The sequence below is a fragment of the Glutamicibacter sp. B1 genome (assembly GCF_039602135.1).
GTDB lineage: Bacteria > Actinomycetota > Actinomycetes > Actinomycetales > Micrococcaceae > Glutamicibacter > Glutamicibacter ectropisis.
Genome location: NZ_CP125942.1, coordinates 2,079,948 through 2,096,613 on the forward strand (window position 1 = coordinate 2,079,948; position 16,666 = coordinate 2,096,613).

Here is a 16,666-nt window from a genome sequence, read left to right on the forward strand (position 1 = left end):
CACAAATTTTGACAGCCTCTACTCTTCAACGGAACTTGAGCATAGTATGTGACTCACCAAAGTTCACCAAAGGTGCGGGGCGAAAGTGAAATGAATAAGAGTAGGTTATTAGTCGCGGCTATTGGAACGGCTCTGCTACTCAGCGGATGCGACAATACTACGGTTAACGGACCTCTCGAAGGAGTTGAGGTTTCCGGTTCGGCGAGTTCTGAGACGTCGTTCGGAAATGATTCAAAAACAGCGCCCAACACGACTCCTTCGTACATTCAAGCCACTTCTGAGGGTCCCGCAAAAAATGTTGTTTTACCGGCCATGCCAAAAGATGCGCAAGAATTTTCCGAAAAGGGCGCATCCAGTTTTGTTGAATACTACTTTGAACTCTTGAATTACACTATCGAATCAAATGACGCCGAAGAAATTAAGGATCTTTCATTCAAAGAGTGCAGCCTTTGCAACAAGTCAATTATCGACGAGGCCGAAGAAGCTCAAAAGAGTGGAGAATGGCAGGTCGGCGGTAAGCACCACCCAACAATACTCGATTCTTATATTTCGGGGAAAAATATTGCAATCGTCACAGTAGAATACACAGCCGATCCTGCAAAAATATACTCGTCGCCAGGTACGGTTCAAGAGGAGCTCAAAGAGATAGAGTCGAATCGCCTTGCATTCGATCTCGAATACGACAAAGGTTGGCGTGTCTACAAGATCATCGGAGCCAACTGATGAGCGTTCCAGCCCAACTGCTCGCGCCTTCTCTATCGCTCTTACTACTCGTGATTCCGGCAAATGGTGTGGCAACTGAACTCACATTTGATACTGGAGAATCTGCGGCCATTCGCTTCACTGAAAAAGACGTTGAGGAGACGGATAAGGAAGAAAAAGAAATACTCCTCTCAAATCTTCCAGAAAAACGAGATACTCATGCGCCAAAGAAAATTAAACGAAAAAATGAGAACTTTAGAATCCGGGACTATGACGTTTGCATTCCAGGACGCGAGAACATTAATGCTTGCAATAGCAACCCTGATCAAGAAAAATGCACTGACGGAACGTATCCGATTGATCGACAAATCCTAGATAGAAACGGTCATGTGATTTTGCAATTCAGGTACTGCCCCGGTGAACCTCCAAGGATTCAGGTTCCAGAAGAAATCAGAGTTGAACCAGATCCAATTATCATCACCATCGAGAAGTTCCGAACCTACCCGATCAAGGGATCCGTGATTCAGAGCGCCCCAAATAAGTTCTCTCTGCGTAATGGCCATACACATTTCTGGGCCAGCGAGAACACGCAAGAGTTTAATTCCAACTTGTCTGGTTCCAACGTCCGCATCAAAGCGATTCCAATCCAATGGAACTGGAACTATGGCGATGGGGCCACTAGAAACCTGAGCTTTCCTGGAGAAGCAATGCCGTCGCACACATTGCACGATGAAACAGCAACAAGCCACTCATACTCAGAAACCGGAAAATTCGGTGTCAGTGTGACGACCTTGTACCGAGGCGAATTCAGTGTGGAAGGTGGACCTTGGCAAGCCATTCCGGGTCAAGCTGCGGTGCCTAGCAACACCCTGCCCATTGACGTGTGGCGAACTAAGAAGGAACTCATCGCCAATGATTGAAACCATAGAATAATGGCTCGACACCGAAGTGTCGAGCCATTACTGTTCTAAAACTAGCGAACTGGATAACCAGCATCGCGGATTGCTTGCTTCACTTGAGCAATCATGTCTTTCGGACCAAAGTGGAAGATAGAAGCCGCAAGGACGGCGTCTGCGCCAGCTTCGATCGCAGGTGGGAAATCCTCTGGCTTTCCAGCGCCACCAGAAGCGATCAGGGGTACCGATACTGCGGCACGAACGGCTCGGATCATTTCCAGATCGAATCCATCCTTGGTGCCATCGGCATCGATCGAGTTCAGGAGGATCTCCCCTACGCCACGATCGGCAGCATCCTTAGCCCAAGCAACGGCACACATGCCAGTGCCGGTACGACCACCGTGGGTAGTGACTTCGTAGCCGGAGGCGATCGACGGATCCGACGTGCGGCGGGCATCAACCGAGAGCACGAGGACCTGAGAGCCGAAGCGCTCGGTGATTTCGTTGATGACTTCCGGACGGGTTACCGCAGCAGTATTGATCGAGGCTTTGTCGGCACCGTTTCGTAGAAGGCGATCAACGTCCTCGACAGCTCGCACGCCACCACCAACGGTGAGCGGAATGAAAACTTCTTCTGCAGTTTGGCGAACAACCTCATAGGTAGTTTCGCGGTCTGAGCTGGAAGCGGTGACATCGAGGAAGGTCAATTCATCGGCGCCGGCTTCGTTGTAGCGGCGAGCCAGTTCGACCGGATCGCCAGCGTCACGAAGACCCTCAAAATTGACGCCCTTGACGACTCGTCCCGCATCAACATCAAGACAAGGAATAACGCGAATAGCAACGCTCATCGAAGGTAGTTTCCTTGTCTACTAGATACGGCAGGCGTGAATCTGGCTGACCAGAATGGCTCGGGCGCCCACGTCGTAAAGTTCATCCATGATGTTATTGGTCTGTGACTTCTTCACCATCGCACGGACGGCAACCCACTCGGAGTTAGCCAGATCGGAGACGGTCGGCGACTCTAGTCCTGGGGTCAAAGCACAAGCCTGCTCAGCCTGTTCACGACGAACGTCGTAGTCAAGCATGACGTATTGGCGGGCAACCAACACACCGTTGAGACGGCGGATCAGCACGTCAAGGCCGGCTGGTTTGTGATTGACTCGGCCGATCAGCACGGCCTCGGACTTCAGCAGTGGATCGCCGAAGATTTCCATGCCGGCGGCCTTGATGGTGTTACCGGTTTCGACCACGTCGGCGATGGCATCTGCCACACCAAGACGAACCGAAGATTCGATGGCTCCATCAAGACGGACGATCGAAGCTTCAATACCGGACTTTTCGAGGTAGTGGCGCAGCAAGACATCGTAGCTGGTGGCGATGCGCTTGCCGTTAAGCTGCTGTGCGTCGTTGAACGCACCAATGGGAGCAGCGAAGCGGAACGTGGACTTGCCGATGCCTAGGGACAGCTGCTCTTCAACGTCGTCATCCACGTCGGCATCGAGGTAGAGGTCGCGACCGGTGATTCCCACGTCGAGAATGCCTCGGCCGACGTACACGGCGATATCGCGAGGGCGCAGGTAGAAGAATTCCACCTGGTTTTCTTCATCGACAAGAACCAGTTCGCGTGAATCGCGACGCTGGAGGTAACCGGCTTCCTTAAACATGGTGGAAGCGATTTCTGAGAGGGCACCCTTGTTGGGTAGGGCTACGCGGAGCATTGTTGACTCATTTCGTCAGTGTGGCGCTGCGGCGTTTAGCCATAAACAAGCGCCAAGGATTAATTTCGTTGGCCGTTGTTTCTGCCGTGCGTGCGCTGCACCCGGATCGTAGGTGATCCGGGCGCAGCGGCGCGACGGCTATAGATGCTTGTAAACGTCGGCCAAGGTCATGCCCTTGGCGATCATGAGAACCTGAAGGTGGTAGAGTAGCTGGGAGATTTCCTCTGCTGCGGCCTCGTCGGATTCGTACTCCGCAGCCATCCAAACTTCGGCGGCTTCCTCGACAACCTTTTTACCGATGCCATGGACACCAGAGTCGAGTTCGGTGACGGTACGAGAGCCTTCCGGGCGTTGCTGTGCCTTGAGCGATAGTTCGCTGAAGAGCTCGTCAAAAGTTTTCACGGAACCAATCCTAGCGTTTTTCTTGAACGTATCTGCATTCAGGTGGCCCTTTATGACGGGCAACCCTCGGCTCAGGCCAGCGCGGCTAGCGTCATGACAGCTGCCGAGTAGGCCTCATACCCCTTGTCTTCGCTGGAGTTTTCCAAGCCTGCACGGTCCAAGCCCTGCTGTTCATTATCGCAGGTAAGCACACCAAACCCGACCGGGGTTTTGGTGTCGACACTCACATTGGTTAAGCCATTGGTCGCAGCCAGGCAGACATAGTCAAAGTGCGGGGTACCCCCGCGAATGACCACGCCTAGGGCGATAATCGCGTCGTAGTCACTGGCCAGCGTGGCCGCCGCGACCGGAAGCTCAAAAGTTCCAGGTACACGAATCAGTGTGGTGTTCGCTTGAAGCCCGGCATCCTTAGCGGCACGTTGCGCGCCATCAATCAGGCCATTCATGATGACCTCGTGCCAGCTTGCCGCGACGATGGCGACCTTCAGATCGGCGAACTTCGCGGTACCGGCCAATGCTTTCAGCTGATCGGTGACGTCTGTTGGTGCTCCGTGCTTGCTCATAATTGTGCTCCTCTTGAGGTTCTCGTTTTAGGCGCCGTGATAGGCGTCGGCTGCGTTTTCGGAAAGCTCACTGTCCTGAAGGTTCAAGTGGTGACCGAAGCGCGCTTGTTTGGTGTGCAGGTAGGCTGAGTTTTCTTCGCGCGGGGCGATGCGCAGCCCCACCAATTCCTCGACCTTGATCCCGGCATCGCTTAGTTGCTGTTGTTTGTCCGGGTTATTGCTCAAGAGCCGGATGGTGTCCAGTCCCATGGCCTTCAGGATCGCGGCCACCGCAAAATATTCTCGTGCGTCGGCCGGAAAACCGAGGTGCAAATTGGCATCCAAGGTGTCCATCCCGTTTTCCTGTAACGCGTAGGCGCGCAACTTATTGGCCAGACCAATGCCACGGCCTTCATGTCCGCGAATGTAGATAATGTGCCCGCCTTCGGCCGCGATCTGCGCCATGGAGGCATGCAGCTGTTCCCCGCAATCACAACGATAGGAGCCAAAAATGTCTCCGGTGAGGCATTCGGAGTGGATCCGCACGAGGTTGCTTGGAGCGTGGCCCTCGGGAGGCTGGTGGCTCAAGACCATATGCTCGTGTCCCTCGGCCGTGGCTGCACGGGCGGTGAAGTCGCCAAAAGCCGTGGGCAGGGTGATCGGATCGGTCAGTTCGATCTCGTCGTTGACCCGGCGCCAACGTGCCAAATCATCGATCGAGATCAGTGGTAGCTCGTGCTCGGCGGCGAAGACTCGCAGATCGTCAAGGCGCATCATCTCGCCATCATCCTTGGTGATTTCGCCGATGACGCCCACTGGTTCCAGCCCGGCAGCTCGGCACAAATCCACCGCAGCTTCGGTGTGACCACGGCGTTCAAGCACGCCGCCGGAAGCAGCACGCAGCGGGAAGATGTGCCCAGGGCGCGAAAGCTGTGCGGGATTGGTGGCGGGGTCGGCCAATAAGCGGCTGGTCAGCGCACGATCGGCCGCTGAAATTCCAGTGGTGATTCCTTCAGCAGCATCGCAGGTGATTGTGAAGGCGGTACCCTTGGCATCCTGATTGATACCCACCATCGGGCCCAAACCCAGAGCATCGGCCCGTTCAGCCTCAAGTGGAACGCAGATCACCCCAGAGGTGTAGCGGATGGTGAAGGCCATCAGCGCGCTGGTGGCATGCTGTGCGGCGAAGATGATGTCGCCTTCGTTCTCACGATCTTCATCGTCAACGACCACCACTGCGCGTCCAGCCGCTAGGGCAGCGAGCGCGACTGGGATCGGATCAAGTGTTGAGTTACTCATGATCGGGCACCGCCAAATTCGTTCAACCGGGCAACGTACTTGGCCAACACGTCGACCTCGATATTGAGCTTGTCGCCGATCTGACGGGTGCCCATGGTGGTCTCGGCCAGCGTGATCGGGATGATGCCCACTTCTACCCAGTGCGAACCGGCATTGTTCGCTGGGGAGACCGCGGTGATGGTCAGCGAAATACCGTCCAAGGCGATGGAGCCCTTTTCAGCGGTCAATGGTGCGTACTGATCGTCGATGGAAATACGGAAGGTGGTCCACTGGCCATTGTCGATGCGCTCTAGTACAACGCCGACGGTATCGACGTGACCTTGGACGACGTGGCCGTCAAGACGTGCGCCGGCCTGGGTGCAGCGTTCAAGGTTCACGCGCTGACCGGTCACTAGGGATCCGGTGGTGGTGCGTCGCAGGGTTTCGCCCATGACATCAACCTTGAGCGTATCGCCGTGCAGTTCGGTGGCGGTCAGGCAGACACCGTTGACGGCCAGAGAACCTCCCAATCCTAGGTTTTCGGTGTGACCCGGTGCGCGCAGGGTAAGGACCGCTAGGTCCTGTTCGGGATCGGTGCTGATGTCTTCGATGATCCCTTGGCCGGTAACGATTCCGGTAAACATGGTTTCTCCTCGGTAAAAATTTGTGGGTTCGCGTTAGGCGCGCGGCAGTGGTTCAAGATGCAGCATGATGTCTTCACCGAGCCGGGCCAGAGATTCATTGCTGGCGGTGTCTAACCGGTAGCGATGAGCTTGACTCAAGGTGGTGGTGGGCAGGTTCACCGACGAGCTACCTGCCCCGATGAGCAATGGTGCCTGGTAGCAGTAGAGCTCATCGGCTAGATCGGCTTCGATAAAAGCTGACGCTACCGTGGCACCACCTTCGATTAATAGGTGTGCCAGCCCCAGCTCGTTGGCGCGTTGGATCACTTCATGCACGTCGTGGGTCTTGATTTGTTCCCAGTCATCGCCTCGAATGAGGTCCAGTGTGCTGGGAAGTTCACGGTGGCCCATCACGAGGCGGTACGGCTGCTTGCTGTGAAGCTGGCCGTCCTTTGTGCGGGCGCTGAGCCGCGGATTATCAACAAGCGCCGTGGTGGTGCCGACCAGGATGCCATCCACGCGGGACCGTAAGCCATGGGCGTGATTGCGTGACTGTTCGGAAGTGATCCACTGGCTGGTGCCATCGGGCGCGTTAATGCGTGCGTCCAAGGACTGCGCCAACTTCACGGTGATGAACGGGCGTTGCTGCTTTTTGGATAGGAACCAGCGATGGTTCAAAGTTCGCGCCGCGGCATCGTCATCAAGCCGGTGGGTCGTGATTCCCCTGCTACGCAGGTACTCGGCTCCCCCGCTGGCTGCGGTGTTGTCGCTGACCGCGTAGTACACCGTGCCGATGCCGGCATCAGCGATGGCCTTGGCACATGGGCCGGTGCGACCGGTGTGGTTGCACGGTTCGAGGGTCACGACCATGGTCAGGGTGCGGGCAGTTGCCGAACTTAGGGTGCCCAGTCGGCGCAAGGCATCAACCTCGGCATGCGGGTGTCCGGCGCCAAGATGGTATCCGGTGGCGATCAAGTTGCCGTCCTGATCCAAAATGCAGGCACCCACCAGCGGGTTGGCCCCGCGATGACCTCGTCCAGCAGTTTCTAGTGCTGTGGCTAGGGCGGCTTCTAGGTCTCTGAGTGTCACCATTCTTTACGCACCTCCAGATCGCTGCTGCGAAATTCTTGGATCCGGCATTTCGGTTTCGATCCGTGGTTTTTCTTCGCGCTTTGATTTGGCCCAAACGAAGAACCCGATGAGTGTGAAGGCCCCGTAGAACAGGTACATGAATGCACTGGCGTAGTAGCCAGCTGAGAAGAGCAGGGGCACTCCGACCGCGTCTACTGCGACCCAGATCAGCCAGAATTCGACCCATCCCTTGGCCATTCCGTAGGTGGCCAGCAGTGAACCGACGAAGGTCCATGCGTCGGCCCAGACCGGTTCGTAGGACCCCAGAATCCGGAACAGCGGGGTCAGGGCCACGGTGCCGAGGGCGAGAACCGCGATCAGCGCAATCCTAGTCTTGTTTGAGGCCCACTGTGGGGTGACCGCGTGCCCGGTGCCATTTTTCGCTTGTTTCCAGCGGTACCAACCGAAAACAGAGACGGAAATGAACATGATTTGGCGGCCGGCTTGGCCCCAGAGGTTGGCCGTGTATCCGGTATCAAAGAGGCTACCGAGGAAGACCGTGAGCAACAGCAGGTTGCCGATGATGCCTACCGGCCAGGCCCAGACTTTGCGGCGCATTCCGCCAACGGCACTGGCCAGACCGAAGATGTTGCCGACAACTTCACGCACCAGTAGTGCTGAGGAGCCGATCGCAATTTGTGAGTTAAAAGCTTCAATGAGCCACCGCAGGAAATCCATCATTCCACCCTTCTCGAAGCGGCGGCTCCGGGGGTGCATTTGATGGGCCTGTGGCTCCGCTTTAGAAGGTAGCCCTATCGCGGGCTACCGGCGGTACCAAAAGGCAAATCAAATTCGTGCTTCTCCCATCCAGACTTTAACTGTCGGTACCGGAATTTCACCGGCTCAACCGCAACCTTGGCTTGTGGCCTTAGTTGCGGGTCGCGGACTATCACCGCCGGTTCGGACTTTCACCGACCCCGGAGCACGTATTCGTGTTTACTACAAATTATTCTGACACACTTGGAGCGGTATTAATGACCACCCAAAGCAAGATTGCGTAACACATCAACTTCCACAGATGGTTCTGGGGCCGAATACACCGCGGATCCGGCCACAAATACGTCGGCCCCGGCTTCCGCTGCACGCGCAATCGTGTCGCGCGAAATGCCACCGTCAACCTGAAGGGCAATGGGCTTGCCGCTTCCTTCGATCGCTGCCCGAGCACGTCGAATCTTGGGCAGAACCAGGTCCAGGAACTTCTGACCGCCGAAGCCTGGTTCCACGGTCATCAACAGGACCATATCCAGTTCGTCGAGCATGTCAATGTAGGGCTCGATCGGGGTTGCCGGGCGCAAGGCCATGGCAGCCTTGGTCCCAGCCGAACGCAGTTCACGGGCCAAACGGATAGGTGCGCTGGCCGCTTCGGCATGGAAGGTGACCGAGTCCACGCCGAGCTGTGCGTATTCGGGCGCCCAGCGGTCGGCGTCTTCAATCATCAGGTGCACGTCGATGGGTAGCTTGCTGACTTTTTGCAGGGCGTCGACCACTGGCAGACCGAGCGTCAGGTTCGGAACAAAATGGTTGTCCATGACGTCCACATGCACGGCGTCGGCGGTATGAATCCGGTCCAACTCACTGGCCAGATTGGCGAAGTCGGCGGAGAGGATCGAGGGATTGATCCGTGCGTTGCGCATAGTTGCTCCTTGGAAAGCTCGTACTTGGCTAGGCTTTTTTACTCAAGATGGCCATGAACATGGCGTCGGTACCGTGGATGTGTGGCCATAGTTGCACGGTGCTGCCTTCGGCTAATGCATGACCTGCGGCCGGCGCGTCGGCGTAAACCACGTCGGAGACCGCTGCGGCGGTGTCCAGCAGAACCGCGTCCTCGTGGCGTTTGAGGAAGTCCTCAACCACAAGTCGGGTTTCAGCCTGGTGTGGTGAGCAGGTGACAAATCCGATGACACCGCCCACGCGTACCGCGTTAAAGGCAGCGTCCAGGAGTTCGCCTTGAAGCGCGGTCAGCTCTGGAATGTCTCGTGGTGCCTTGCGCCAACGGGACTCTGGTCGGCGACGTAATGCACCCAATCCCGAGCACGGGGCATCAACCATGATGCGGTCGTAGTCCCCCGCGTAGTCTTCCCCGCCGAAGGTGCGGCCGTCTTCTTCGGTTACCATCCAGTAGTCGTGTGGGACGGCGTCCAGGGAGTTGGCGACCAGGCGGGCGCGGTGAGCGGTGGGCTCGTTGGCAGTCAAGCGGGCATCACGTTCAACGGCGATGGCACCAAGTAGGGCTGCTTTGCCACCGGGGCCAGCGCAGAGGTCCAGCCAGTAGCGGTCTTCGCCGGATTCGGGTAACTGCACATTGGCCAGGGTCCGAGCCATCACCTGACTACCAGCATCCTGCACTCGCACGGTGCCTTCTTTAACACCAGGAACGCGAGCGACATCGCCGTGCTTGTAGGTGGCGGAATCGGGTACAAGGGTGCCAGGTTCTGCGCCGAGTTCCAGTGCGCCACTCAGCTCGCCGAGTCCGGGCAGGGCCACCAGATTGACCAGTGGTGCCAGGTTATCGGCCTGAAGTAGGGCCTCAATTTCAGCTGCGTCACGGCCGTGGGCGATCAACGCTCCGCGGAGCGCGCGGACAATCCAGTCCGGATGCGAGTGCTTGATCGATAGGCGTTCGGACTCTGAACTGGCGGCATCACTGAGCTGCTTGGTCCAGGCTTCGACTTCTTGTGCGGAGACACGACGTAGAACCGCGTTGATCAGTCCCGAGGGCCCGGCACCAATCTGGGCTCGGGCCAGGGACACCGTCTCATCAAGAGCCGCGTGTTTTGGTACGCGCATGGCCAGTAGCTGGTGTGCGCCTAGGCGCAAGGCATCCAAAATGGCTGGGTCAAGTTCAGTGAGCGGTCGGTCGACCAGGGTACTCAAGATCGCGTCGTAGAAGCCTTGACCGCGTAGGGCCCCGTAAGCCAGTTCGGTCGCAAATCCGGCATCGCGACGATCCAGCTGGTACTCACGAATCAATTTTGGTAGGACCAAGTTGGCGTAGGCATCCGAGCCGGAGACTTCGCGCAGGACCTTGAAGGCTACCAGTCGGGCCGGATCGGCCTGGCGTTTACGCTGCCCGGGGGCTGCTTGCGAGTATTTGCGGGGCCCTGCTTGACCGCGGTTGCGGGTGCGTCCTTGCGCATTGCGTCGTGGTTCGTTCTCGCGGTATCCGCCGCGTGGTTCCTGCGTGCTCATGCGAAACTCACTTTCGTTCCTTGTGAGAGCACGCCACGTGCCCAGTCGGAGGCCATCATCATCTTTTTGCCCGGAGGCTGGATTTCGGTGGGTTCAAGAGCCCAGGTTGCGGTGCCGATGAACACCTTGGGCTGTTTGCCCGGTTCAATGCGCACTTCACCCGGGGCCAGATCGGTGATCGTACGATGCTCACGCAGTGGGCCGAATTTGAACCGTTGATTCTCGACCTTGATCCATGCGCCGGGGAAGGGCGTGGTCCCGTGGGCGCGACGCCTAATTTCGGTTGCGGGTCGCGTGAAGTCTAGTTCCGCATCGACATCGGTAATTTTAGGAGCATAGGTATGTGAACCCTGCTGTGGCACCGCAACTGCTTGTGAGGCATCGAGCGCCTGCAGGGTCTGAACCAAGAGGGTGGAACCAGAATGGCTTAAGCGCTCCAGCATGATCCCTGCCGTATCCAACTCGTCGATTCGCTCGGTAACCTGACCAAAGACCGGTCCGGTATCAAGCCCGGTTTCCAGCTGGAAGGTCACAGCGCCGGTGATGTCATCACCATTGATGATCGAATGTTGCACCGGGGCGGCGCCACGCCACTGAGGCAGCAGGGAGAAGTGTAGGTTGATCCAACCGTGGGTCGGCACCTTCAAAGCTGCTTCCGGAACCAGTCCACCGTAGGCGACGATCGCGGCGGCTTCGAGGTCTAGAGCTTTCAGCTCGGCGGTGGTTTCCTCGGTGATTTTTGCGGCCTTAATAATGGGCAAGCCCAGTTCTTCGGCGCGTGCGGCCACAGGTGAAGGAGTGAGTACTCGCTTGCGACCCAGTGGTGCATCCGGCCGTGTCAGTACCGCTGCGATGTCGAATCCAGCCTCAACTAGGTAATCCAGCGAGGTCACGGCCACCTGAGGTGTTCCAGCAAAAAGAATTCGCACTTGTTAGTTCCCCAATCCGGCACCGAAGCTGGAGCCTAATGCGCCCGAACGCTTTTGAACTGTCGCATTTGCGGTTTGTGAATAGTTGGTCGAACGCAGGGTGCGCCAGGCTGCTTTCTTTTCCTCCGGTGCCAGCCTGTCAAGGAAGAGGATCCCGTCTAGGTGGTCGGTTTCGTGCTGGAAGCATCGGGCGAGCATGTCTGCGCCTTCTAGCTCCACCGGGTTGCCGAATTTATCGAAGCCGGTGGCCTTGACGTAGCGACGTCGTGGCACTGGAGCGGCCACACCGGGAATGGAAAGGCAGCCTTCTACTTGGTCTTCTTGATAGTCCTCGCTCAGTTCGAGAACGGGATTGACGATATGGCCGCGTTCATCACCTATTTGATAGGTGAAAACTCGCAGGGACACCCCAACTTGGGGAGCTGCTAGGCCGGCGCCATGGACATCTTCCATGGTCTGATCCATATCTTCGACGAGCTTCTGGAGCTCCGGGCCAAAGTCGGTCACCTCCTGCGCTGGGGTGCGTAGAACGGGATCTCCAATGATCCGAATTCCCAAAATCGCCATAATCCGCTGGTACCTTCTTTGTCGTTGACAGTTGATTTGAGGTTGTGCCGCGCTAGGGCTAACCGTTCTAGTCTACGCGTTTAACGATTGAGATTATGGGGCTGGTGGCGTGATTTCGGCCAGTGTGGCTCGGGCTTGTGAGATCCGGTGCGAAGCTTCCCAATTCCGACGCAACGCATAAAACTTGGCCCAATAGTCCGGTAATGCCGGTGGCGGTGCCATAAATGTCCTGGTTCCTGTGTCACCTAATGCGACAGCTAGGAGCATTGTGTCCGTTCCAAATTCCCACGGCTTCCAGAGTCCTGCCTCGGCATCCACAATCTGCTCTTCGGCCTTACATGCTGCAGCCAATTGCATGATCACCTTGTCGTCGGGGCGCTTGACGATCCCGTGACGATCGGAAGTTTTAGTCTTGTAGTCCACAATGCATACGCGTCCCCCGATTTTTGCTACCAGGTCAATTGTTCCGGCATAACCCACAGTGTCGTTCCATACCGTGACTTCGGCAGCTAGCGGCTCGACCCGGTATTCGTCCCACCACGATTCAAAGTGCTGCGCGTAGGCCAGCTCATTATTGACTTCAAGCTCGTTTCTGGCGCCGGTCACATCGTGGGGTTGTCCCAGTGCTTGTAGCGCACGGGCCTCCGCGTAGTTATGCACCCTGTCTCCGCGTGCGGCGGCTTGGTCCCGATAGATTTCAGCAGCACTGGCAGCATCCCTGACTAATGAACGTAGCTGACGTGTATCTGTCAGAGCTTGGCTAAGTCGCTGATCTTCAGATAATGACTTGGCTGCCATATATCCTGCCCATCCCGACAAATCCATATTGTCCATGCCGATCACGGTGGTGATGGATGGGACAATCGCCTCAGCACCGACCTTGCGACTGTACATGCGACCCGAATCGGTCTGAGTGGCTAATTTTGGAGACGTCATGCACACGATCATGACATGCGCCTCCCCCACTTCGCTCCTAGTCGTGACGGAAATCTGAATTTTCCGCGTAGTTTCGCGGTTTTTGAGCGTTGTGAACCAGATCTCAGCGTTTCGATTTGGACGGATGCGAAATCTCGTATAGAGTTTTTACTCGTTGGAAAGAACGGAAACGTTCAGAAAACAACAAATTTTGCGGACATAGCTCAGCTGGTAGAGCGCAACCTTGCCAAGGTTGAGGTCGCGAGTTCGAACCTCGTTGTCCGCTCGCAAAAAGATTCACCGACTAGGTAAAACTAGTTACTCTGGCTTCGGCCAGTATGGTGGGGTGGCCGAGAGGCGAGGCAGCGGCCTGCAAAGCCGTTTACGCGGGTTCGAATCCCGTCCCCACCTCGCAATGAAGATTGCTAATCTTTTTAGCGCGATTGGCGCAGCGGTAGCGCGCTTCCCTGACACGGAAGAGGTCACTTGTTCGATCCCAGTATCGCGCACAGACTTATGGTTCACCAGACCATGAATCTATAATAAGTAAATATTATGCGGTCATAGCTCAGCTGGTAGAGCGCAACCTTGCCAAGGTTGAGGTCGCGAGTTCGAACCTCGTTGACCGCTCGTTGAATTCAGATTCTATTTGAATTCTGTCGAGATTCTTCATTGAATCTTCGGCGCGATTGGCGCAGCGGTAGCGCGCTTCCCTGACACGGAAGAGGTCACTGGTTCGATCCCAGTATCGCGCACTGAATATCCTAGTGATATTCATGCGGTCATAGCTCAGCTGGTAGAGCGCAACCTTGCCAAGGTTGAGGTCGCGAGTTCGAACCTCGTTGACCGCTCCATAATTGAATATAAGTTTTGCGGTCATAGCTCAGCTGGTAGAGCGCAACCTTGCCAAGGTTGAGGTCGCGAGTTCGAACCTCGTTGACCGCTCCAAATGAAAAAGTGGGAATCACTCCAAGTGGTTCCCACTTTTGTTTAACCAGCGACATGCCGACACGCCCGAGTTTTCCACCGCTCTTCCCTCATCACACTTTTCGCCCTAGGGTGGAAAACAGTTGTGGAGCTAAAGGGGTTCCCACATACGAATGGAGGTGCAGCATGGCAGGATTTGATGATCTGCGTGGCAAGGCAGAGGAATTCGCAAAAGAGAACCCAGAGCAGGTTTCCCAAGGCATCGATCAGGTCGGCGATTTCATCGACGACAAGACCGGTGGCAAGTTCGCTGAGCAGGTCGACGGTGTCCAGCAGGGCGCTAACGACTTCGTCAAGGGACTTGGCGGAAACGAGCAGGGTGGCGAAGGCGAGAACAACGAGGGCTAATCCCCTCGCATAACTCCCCTCGGCTTGCCCGAGCATCCCGAAAAGGTATCGACTGCGGTCGGTACCTTTTTGAGTTTAACTTCATATTGAGAACGGATTACGCCCTAGCCGGAGCGAGCCTGTAAAAAAGACTTATGGTTCATCGCCCCTCAACCGACAACAGCTTAAGCCAAGCCGTGATGGCTGGATTCATCACCACAATGGTTGGCTTTATTGCTTCCTTCGCTGTAGTACTCGCCGGACTGTTTCAGGTTGGAGCGACACCGACCCAAGCCGCTTCTGGACTGCTAGCACTGACCGTTTGCGTCGGCGTCTGCACGATGGTCCTATCCTGGCGTCACCGCATGCCCATCAGCGTCGCTTGGTCAACACCGGGTGCAGCAATGCTCGCTTCCTTGGCTCCGGGGTCGTTCACCTTCGCACAGGCCATTGGCGCGTTTATTGTCAGTGGCGTGCTGATTATCCTGACCGGGCTGCTACCTGGACTTCATAAATTACTGACGAAGATTCCCGTGCCCATCGCGCAGGGCATGTTGGCCGGTGTCTTGGTACCGCTGTGCATCAAGCCTTTTACGTCGCTTGGGACAATTACATTCCCGGCGCTGGGGATTCTGTTGGTGTTTTTGATCGGGCTGAGAGTACTGCCGAAATTTGCGGTGGCGTTGAGCATGCTCACGGCCGTCGGTTTTGGGCTGTGGCACATCGGGGCGAACCAGGCGTGGAATCAGCTACATGTTCTTCCACAACTCGAATTCGTGGCTCCCGAGTTTTCGTTTCAAGCGATCGTCAGCATTAGCATTCCGTTGTTTATCGTGACCATGGCCTCACAAAACATTCCCGGTGTGGCCGTGCTAAGTTCTTTTGGTTTTCAGCTTCCGTGGCGCCCTGCCATGGTCATGACCGGTATCGGTTCTGGAGTGGGGGCACTCTTTGGAGGCCATGCGATCAATCTCGCGGCCATCACTGCCGCATTGGCCGCTGGTGAAGAAGCCAGCGCGGATCCAAAACTGCGGTGGCGGGCCGGGGTGAGTTCCGGAATTTTCTATTTGATCTTCGGTGCGTTCAGCGCGTTGATCGTTTCGGTGGCCAACACCTCTCCAGAAGGCTTATTTCAAGCAGCGGCCGGACTGGCGCTCCTGGCCACCCTGGCAAGCTCACTTTTGGGAGCCATGGGTGATGCCACCTGGCGATTGAGCGCGCTGGTCACGGTCTTGGTCGCCGCCGGTAATCTCACGCTCTTCGGCATTGGCGGCGCGTTTTGGGCACTGGTAGCAGGGCTGTTAACGCACTTCATCGCCGAGCGCAGTGCCCGACGATGAAGTAATGAACGGTGTGGATCTGTTCTAGATCGCTGGTTCGCCGATCTGGCCTTCGCGGGCCAAGGCAGTCAAACGCGAGACGGCACGGTAGTACTTCTTCTGGTAGCCACCAGACATCATCTCCGGGGTGAACAGTTCACTAAATGGCTTGCCCGAAGCGATGATCGGCACGTCCTTGTCGTACAAACGGTCGGCAAGAACCACGAAACGCAAGGCGATGGCCTGATCGGTGATGGTATCAACGTTATGCAGAACCAGTGCATCGGTTTCGGATAGTAGCTGGCGGTACCGTGAAGGGTGTACCTGAGAAAGGTGTGCAACGAGCTGATCGAAGTGATCCACCGCGAGGGTCTTGTTCGGGTAGCGCTCTTCGGCGAAGCCTTCGATCTGCTGATCTTCGAGCGGCACTGGGGCATCGGGAAGACCACGGTGACGGAAGTCTTCGCCTTCCACGCGGTGCACATCGAACTGCTCAGACAAGGTCTTGATTTCTCGCTGGAAGTCCACTGCGGCGAATCGGCCTTCACCCAATGCACCTGGCAGGGTGTTGGAGGTCGCGGCGAGTTTCACACCAGCGTCGGAGAGCTCACGCATCAGACGTGACATCAGGACGGTATCCCCCGGGTCATCCAGCTCGAATTCGTCGATGCAGACAAGTGAGTACTGGCTGAGCACGTCGACGGTCTGCCGGAAGGACAGCGCACCAACCAAGTTGGTGTATTCCACGAAGGTGCCAAAAGCTTTGCGGCCCGGTGCGGCATGCCACAGTGAGGCCAGCAGGTGGGTCTTGCCCACGCCGAATCCGCCATCAAGATAGATGCCGTTCTTGGTTTCCTTTTTCTTACCAAAGAGTTTGGTCAGGAATGAACCGGAGTCTTTTTTCCCTACCGTTTCGGCGAAGGCTTTGAGTTTGTTGACGGCCTCGGTCTGCGAAGGCTGGCTCGGGTCGGGCCGGTAGGTATTGAAAGACACTTCACCAAAGCGATAGGACGGGTGGAAACCGGCCAACAATTCTTCGATTGAAACATTCGGCTTGGTCTCGCTCAGGTGGGTGATTGTCGCCATTGGCTGTGGGAGTCCTTCAGTTGTTTACTCAGATTTTCCGGGTTGCCATGGCAAG

At 56.5% G+C, this 16,666-nt stretch carries 18 protein-coding genes, 7 tRNA genes and 1 riboswitch; of the genes, 11 read left to right on the forward strand and 14 right to left on the reverse strand.

Features of this window, described 5'->3' with window-relative positions; translation table 11 throughout:
• The first annotated feature begins 48 nt into the window (after positions 1-48).
• Both QMQ05_RS09640 and QMQ05_RS09645 read left to right on the forward strand, forming a co-directional pair.
• Positions 49-723, forward strand: a complete 675-nt coding sequence (locus tag QMQ05_RS09640) for a DUF6318 family protein (protein ID WP_345469556.1) — start codon at positions 49-51, stop codon at positions 721-723.
• On the forward strand, positions 723-1,622 hold the full coding sequence (locus tag QMQ05_RS09645; RefSeq protein ID WP_345469558.1) for a hypothetical protein: 900 nt from the start codon (positions 723-725) through the stop codon (positions 1,620-1,622). Before QMQ05_RS09640 ends, QMQ05_RS09645 begins: the two co-directional genes overlap by 1 nt.
• Positions 1,623-1,675: 53 nt before the next feature.
• On the opposite strand, the gene hisF is transcribed toward QMQ05_RS09645, so the two are convergent.
• From hisF to QMQ05_RS09710, 13 genes are all read right to left on the reverse strand, one after another.
• A complete protein-coding gene (hisF, locus tag QMQ05_RS09650; protein ID WP_345469560.1) occupies positions 1,676-2,446 on the reverse strand; it encodes an imidazole glycerol phosphate synthase subunit HisF in 771 nt (256 codons plus the stop codon).
• Between the two features lie 21 nt (positions 2,447-2,467).
• Positions 2,468-3,316 (reverse strand): ATP phosphoribosyltransferase, encoded by an 849-nt coding sequence (hisG, locus tag QMQ05_RS09655; RefSeq protein ID WP_345469562.1) that lies wholly within the window; start codon positions 3,314-3,316, stop codon positions 2,468-2,470.
• 138 nt (positions 3,317-3,454) lie between these two features.
• Positions 3,455-3,718, reverse strand: coding sequence for a phosphoribosyl-ATP diphosphatase (locus QMQ05_RS09660; RefSeq protein ID WP_058254586.1), 264 nt, complete (start codon positions 3,716-3,718; stop codon positions 3,455-3,457).
• Between the two features lie 71 nt (positions 3,719-3,789).
• Positions 3,790-4,281: a 6,7-dimethyl-8-ribityllumazine synthase gene (gene ribH / locus QMQ05_RS09665; RefSeq protein WP_345469565.1), complete on the reverse strand. Its 492-nt coding sequence runs from the start codon at positions 4,279-4,281 to the stop codon at positions 3,790-3,792.
• Positions 4,282-4,308: 27 nt separating this feature from the next.
• Entirely contained in the window at positions 4,309-5,559 is a 1,251-nt protein-coding gene (ribB, locus tag QMQ05_RS09670; RefSeq protein ID WP_345469567.1) for a 3,4-dihydroxy-2-butanone-4-phosphate synthase, read from the reverse strand.
• A complete protein-coding gene (locus QMQ05_RS09675; RefSeq protein ID WP_345469569.1) occupies positions 5,556-6,182 on the reverse strand; it encodes a riboflavin synthase in 627 nt (208 codons plus the stop codon). Before QMQ05_RS09675 ends, ribB begins: the two co-directional genes overlap by 4 nt.
• 33 nt (positions 6,183-6,215) lie before the next feature.
• Complete coding sequence (gene ribD, locus QMQ05_RS09680; RefSeq protein WP_345469571.1) at positions 6,216-7,253, reverse strand: bifunctional diaminohydroxyphosphoribosylaminopyrimidine deaminase/5-amino-6-(5-phosphoribosylamino)uracil reductase RibD; 1,038 nt, start codon at positions 7,251-7,253, stop codon at positions 6,216-6,218.
• Positions 7,254-7,256: 3 nt separating this feature from the next.
• Positions 7,257-7,970 (reverse strand): nicotinamide riboside transporter PnuC, encoded by a 714-nt coding sequence (gene pnuC, locus QMQ05_RS09685; RefSeq protein WP_345474702.1) that lies wholly within the window; start codon positions 7,968-7,970, stop codon positions 7,257-7,259.
• Positions 7,971-8,083: 113 nt separating this feature from the next.
• A riboswitch (FMN riboswitch) is annotated at positions 8,084-8,221 on the reverse strand.
• A gap of 42 nt (positions 8,222-8,263) precedes the next feature.
• Entirely contained in the window at positions 8,264-8,926 is a 663-nt protein-coding gene (gene rpe, locus QMQ05_RS09690; RefSeq protein WP_334122884.1) for a ribulose-phosphate 3-epimerase, read from the reverse strand.
• Positions 8,927-8,954: 28 nt separating this feature from the next.
• Positions 8,955-10,481: an RsmB/NOP family class I SAM-dependent RNA methyltransferase gene (locus QMQ05_RS09695; protein WP_345469573.1), complete on the reverse strand. Its 1,527-nt coding sequence runs from the start codon at positions 10,479-10,481 to the stop codon at positions 8,955-8,957.
• Entirely contained in the window at positions 10,478-11,410 is a 933-nt protein-coding gene (gene fmt / locus QMQ05_RS09700) for a methionyl-tRNA formyltransferase (RefSeq protein ID WP_345469575.1), read from the reverse strand. Before fmt ends, QMQ05_RS09695 begins: the two co-directional genes overlap by 4 nt.
• Before the next feature lie 3 nt (positions 11,411-11,413).
• Positions 11,414-11,977: a peptide deformylase gene (def, locus tag QMQ05_RS09705; protein WP_345469576.1), complete on the reverse strand. Its 564-nt coding sequence runs from the start codon at positions 11,975-11,977 to the stop codon at positions 11,414-11,416.
• Positions 11,978-12,070: 93 nt separating this feature from the next.
• On the reverse strand, positions 12,071-12,913 hold the full coding sequence (locus tag QMQ05_RS09710) for a PD-(D/E)XK nuclease family protein (protein ID WP_345469577.1): 843 nt from the start codon (positions 12,911-12,913) through the stop codon (positions 12,071-12,073).
• Between the two features lie 192 nt (positions 12,914-13,105).
• Here QMQ05_RS09710 and QMQ05_RS09715 point away from each other — a divergent pair.
• The 9 genes from QMQ05_RS09715 to QMQ05_RS09755 all read left to right on the forward strand — a co-directional run bounded on the left by QMQ05_RS09715 (position 13,106) and on the right by QMQ05_RS09755 (position 15,546).
• Positions 13,106-13,178, forward strand: a tRNA-Gly gene (locus QMQ05_RS09715).
• A gap of 54 nt (positions 13,179-13,232) precedes the next feature.
• Positions 13,233-13,303: transfer RNA gene (locus QMQ05_RS09720), tRNA-Cys, on the forward strand.
• 26 nt (positions 13,304-13,329) lie between these two features.
• Positions 13,330-13,401: transfer RNA gene (locus QMQ05_RS09725), tRNA-Val, on the forward strand.
• Between the two features lie 48 nt (positions 13,402-13,449).
• Positions 13,450-13,522, forward strand: a tRNA-Gly gene (locus tag QMQ05_RS09730).
• A gap of 53 nt (positions 13,523-13,575) precedes the next feature.
• A tRNA-Val gene (locus tag QMQ05_RS09735) sits at positions 13,576-13,647 on the forward strand.
• 23 nt (positions 13,648-13,670) lie between these two features.
• Positions 13,671-13,746 (forward strand) — tRNA-Gly (locus QMQ05_RS09740).
• An 18-nt stretch (positions 13,747-13,764) separates the two neighbouring features.
• Positions 13,765-13,840 (forward strand) — tRNA-Gly (locus tag QMQ05_RS09745).
• Positions 13,841-14,005: 165 nt separating this feature from the next.
• Positions 14,006-14,227: an antitoxin gene (locus tag QMQ05_RS09750; RefSeq protein ID WP_345469578.1), complete on the forward strand. Its 222-nt coding sequence runs from the start codon at positions 14,006-14,008 to the stop codon at positions 14,225-14,227.
• Positions 14,228-14,361: 134 nt separating this feature from the next.
• Positions 14,362-15,546 (forward strand): benzoate/H(+) symporter BenE family transporter, encoded by a 1,185-nt coding sequence (locus tag QMQ05_RS09755; RefSeq protein WP_345469580.1) that lies wholly within the window; start codon positions 14,362-14,364, stop codon positions 15,544-15,546.
• 24 nt (positions 15,547-15,570) lie between these two features.
• On the opposite strand, the gene zapE is transcribed toward QMQ05_RS09755, so the two are convergent.
• Positions 15,571-16,611: a cell division protein ZapE gene (zapE, locus tag QMQ05_RS09760; protein WP_345469582.1), complete on the reverse strand. Its 1,041-nt coding sequence runs from the start codon at positions 16,609-16,611 to the stop codon at positions 15,571-15,573.
• Positions 16,612-16,666: the final 55 nt, after the last annotated feature.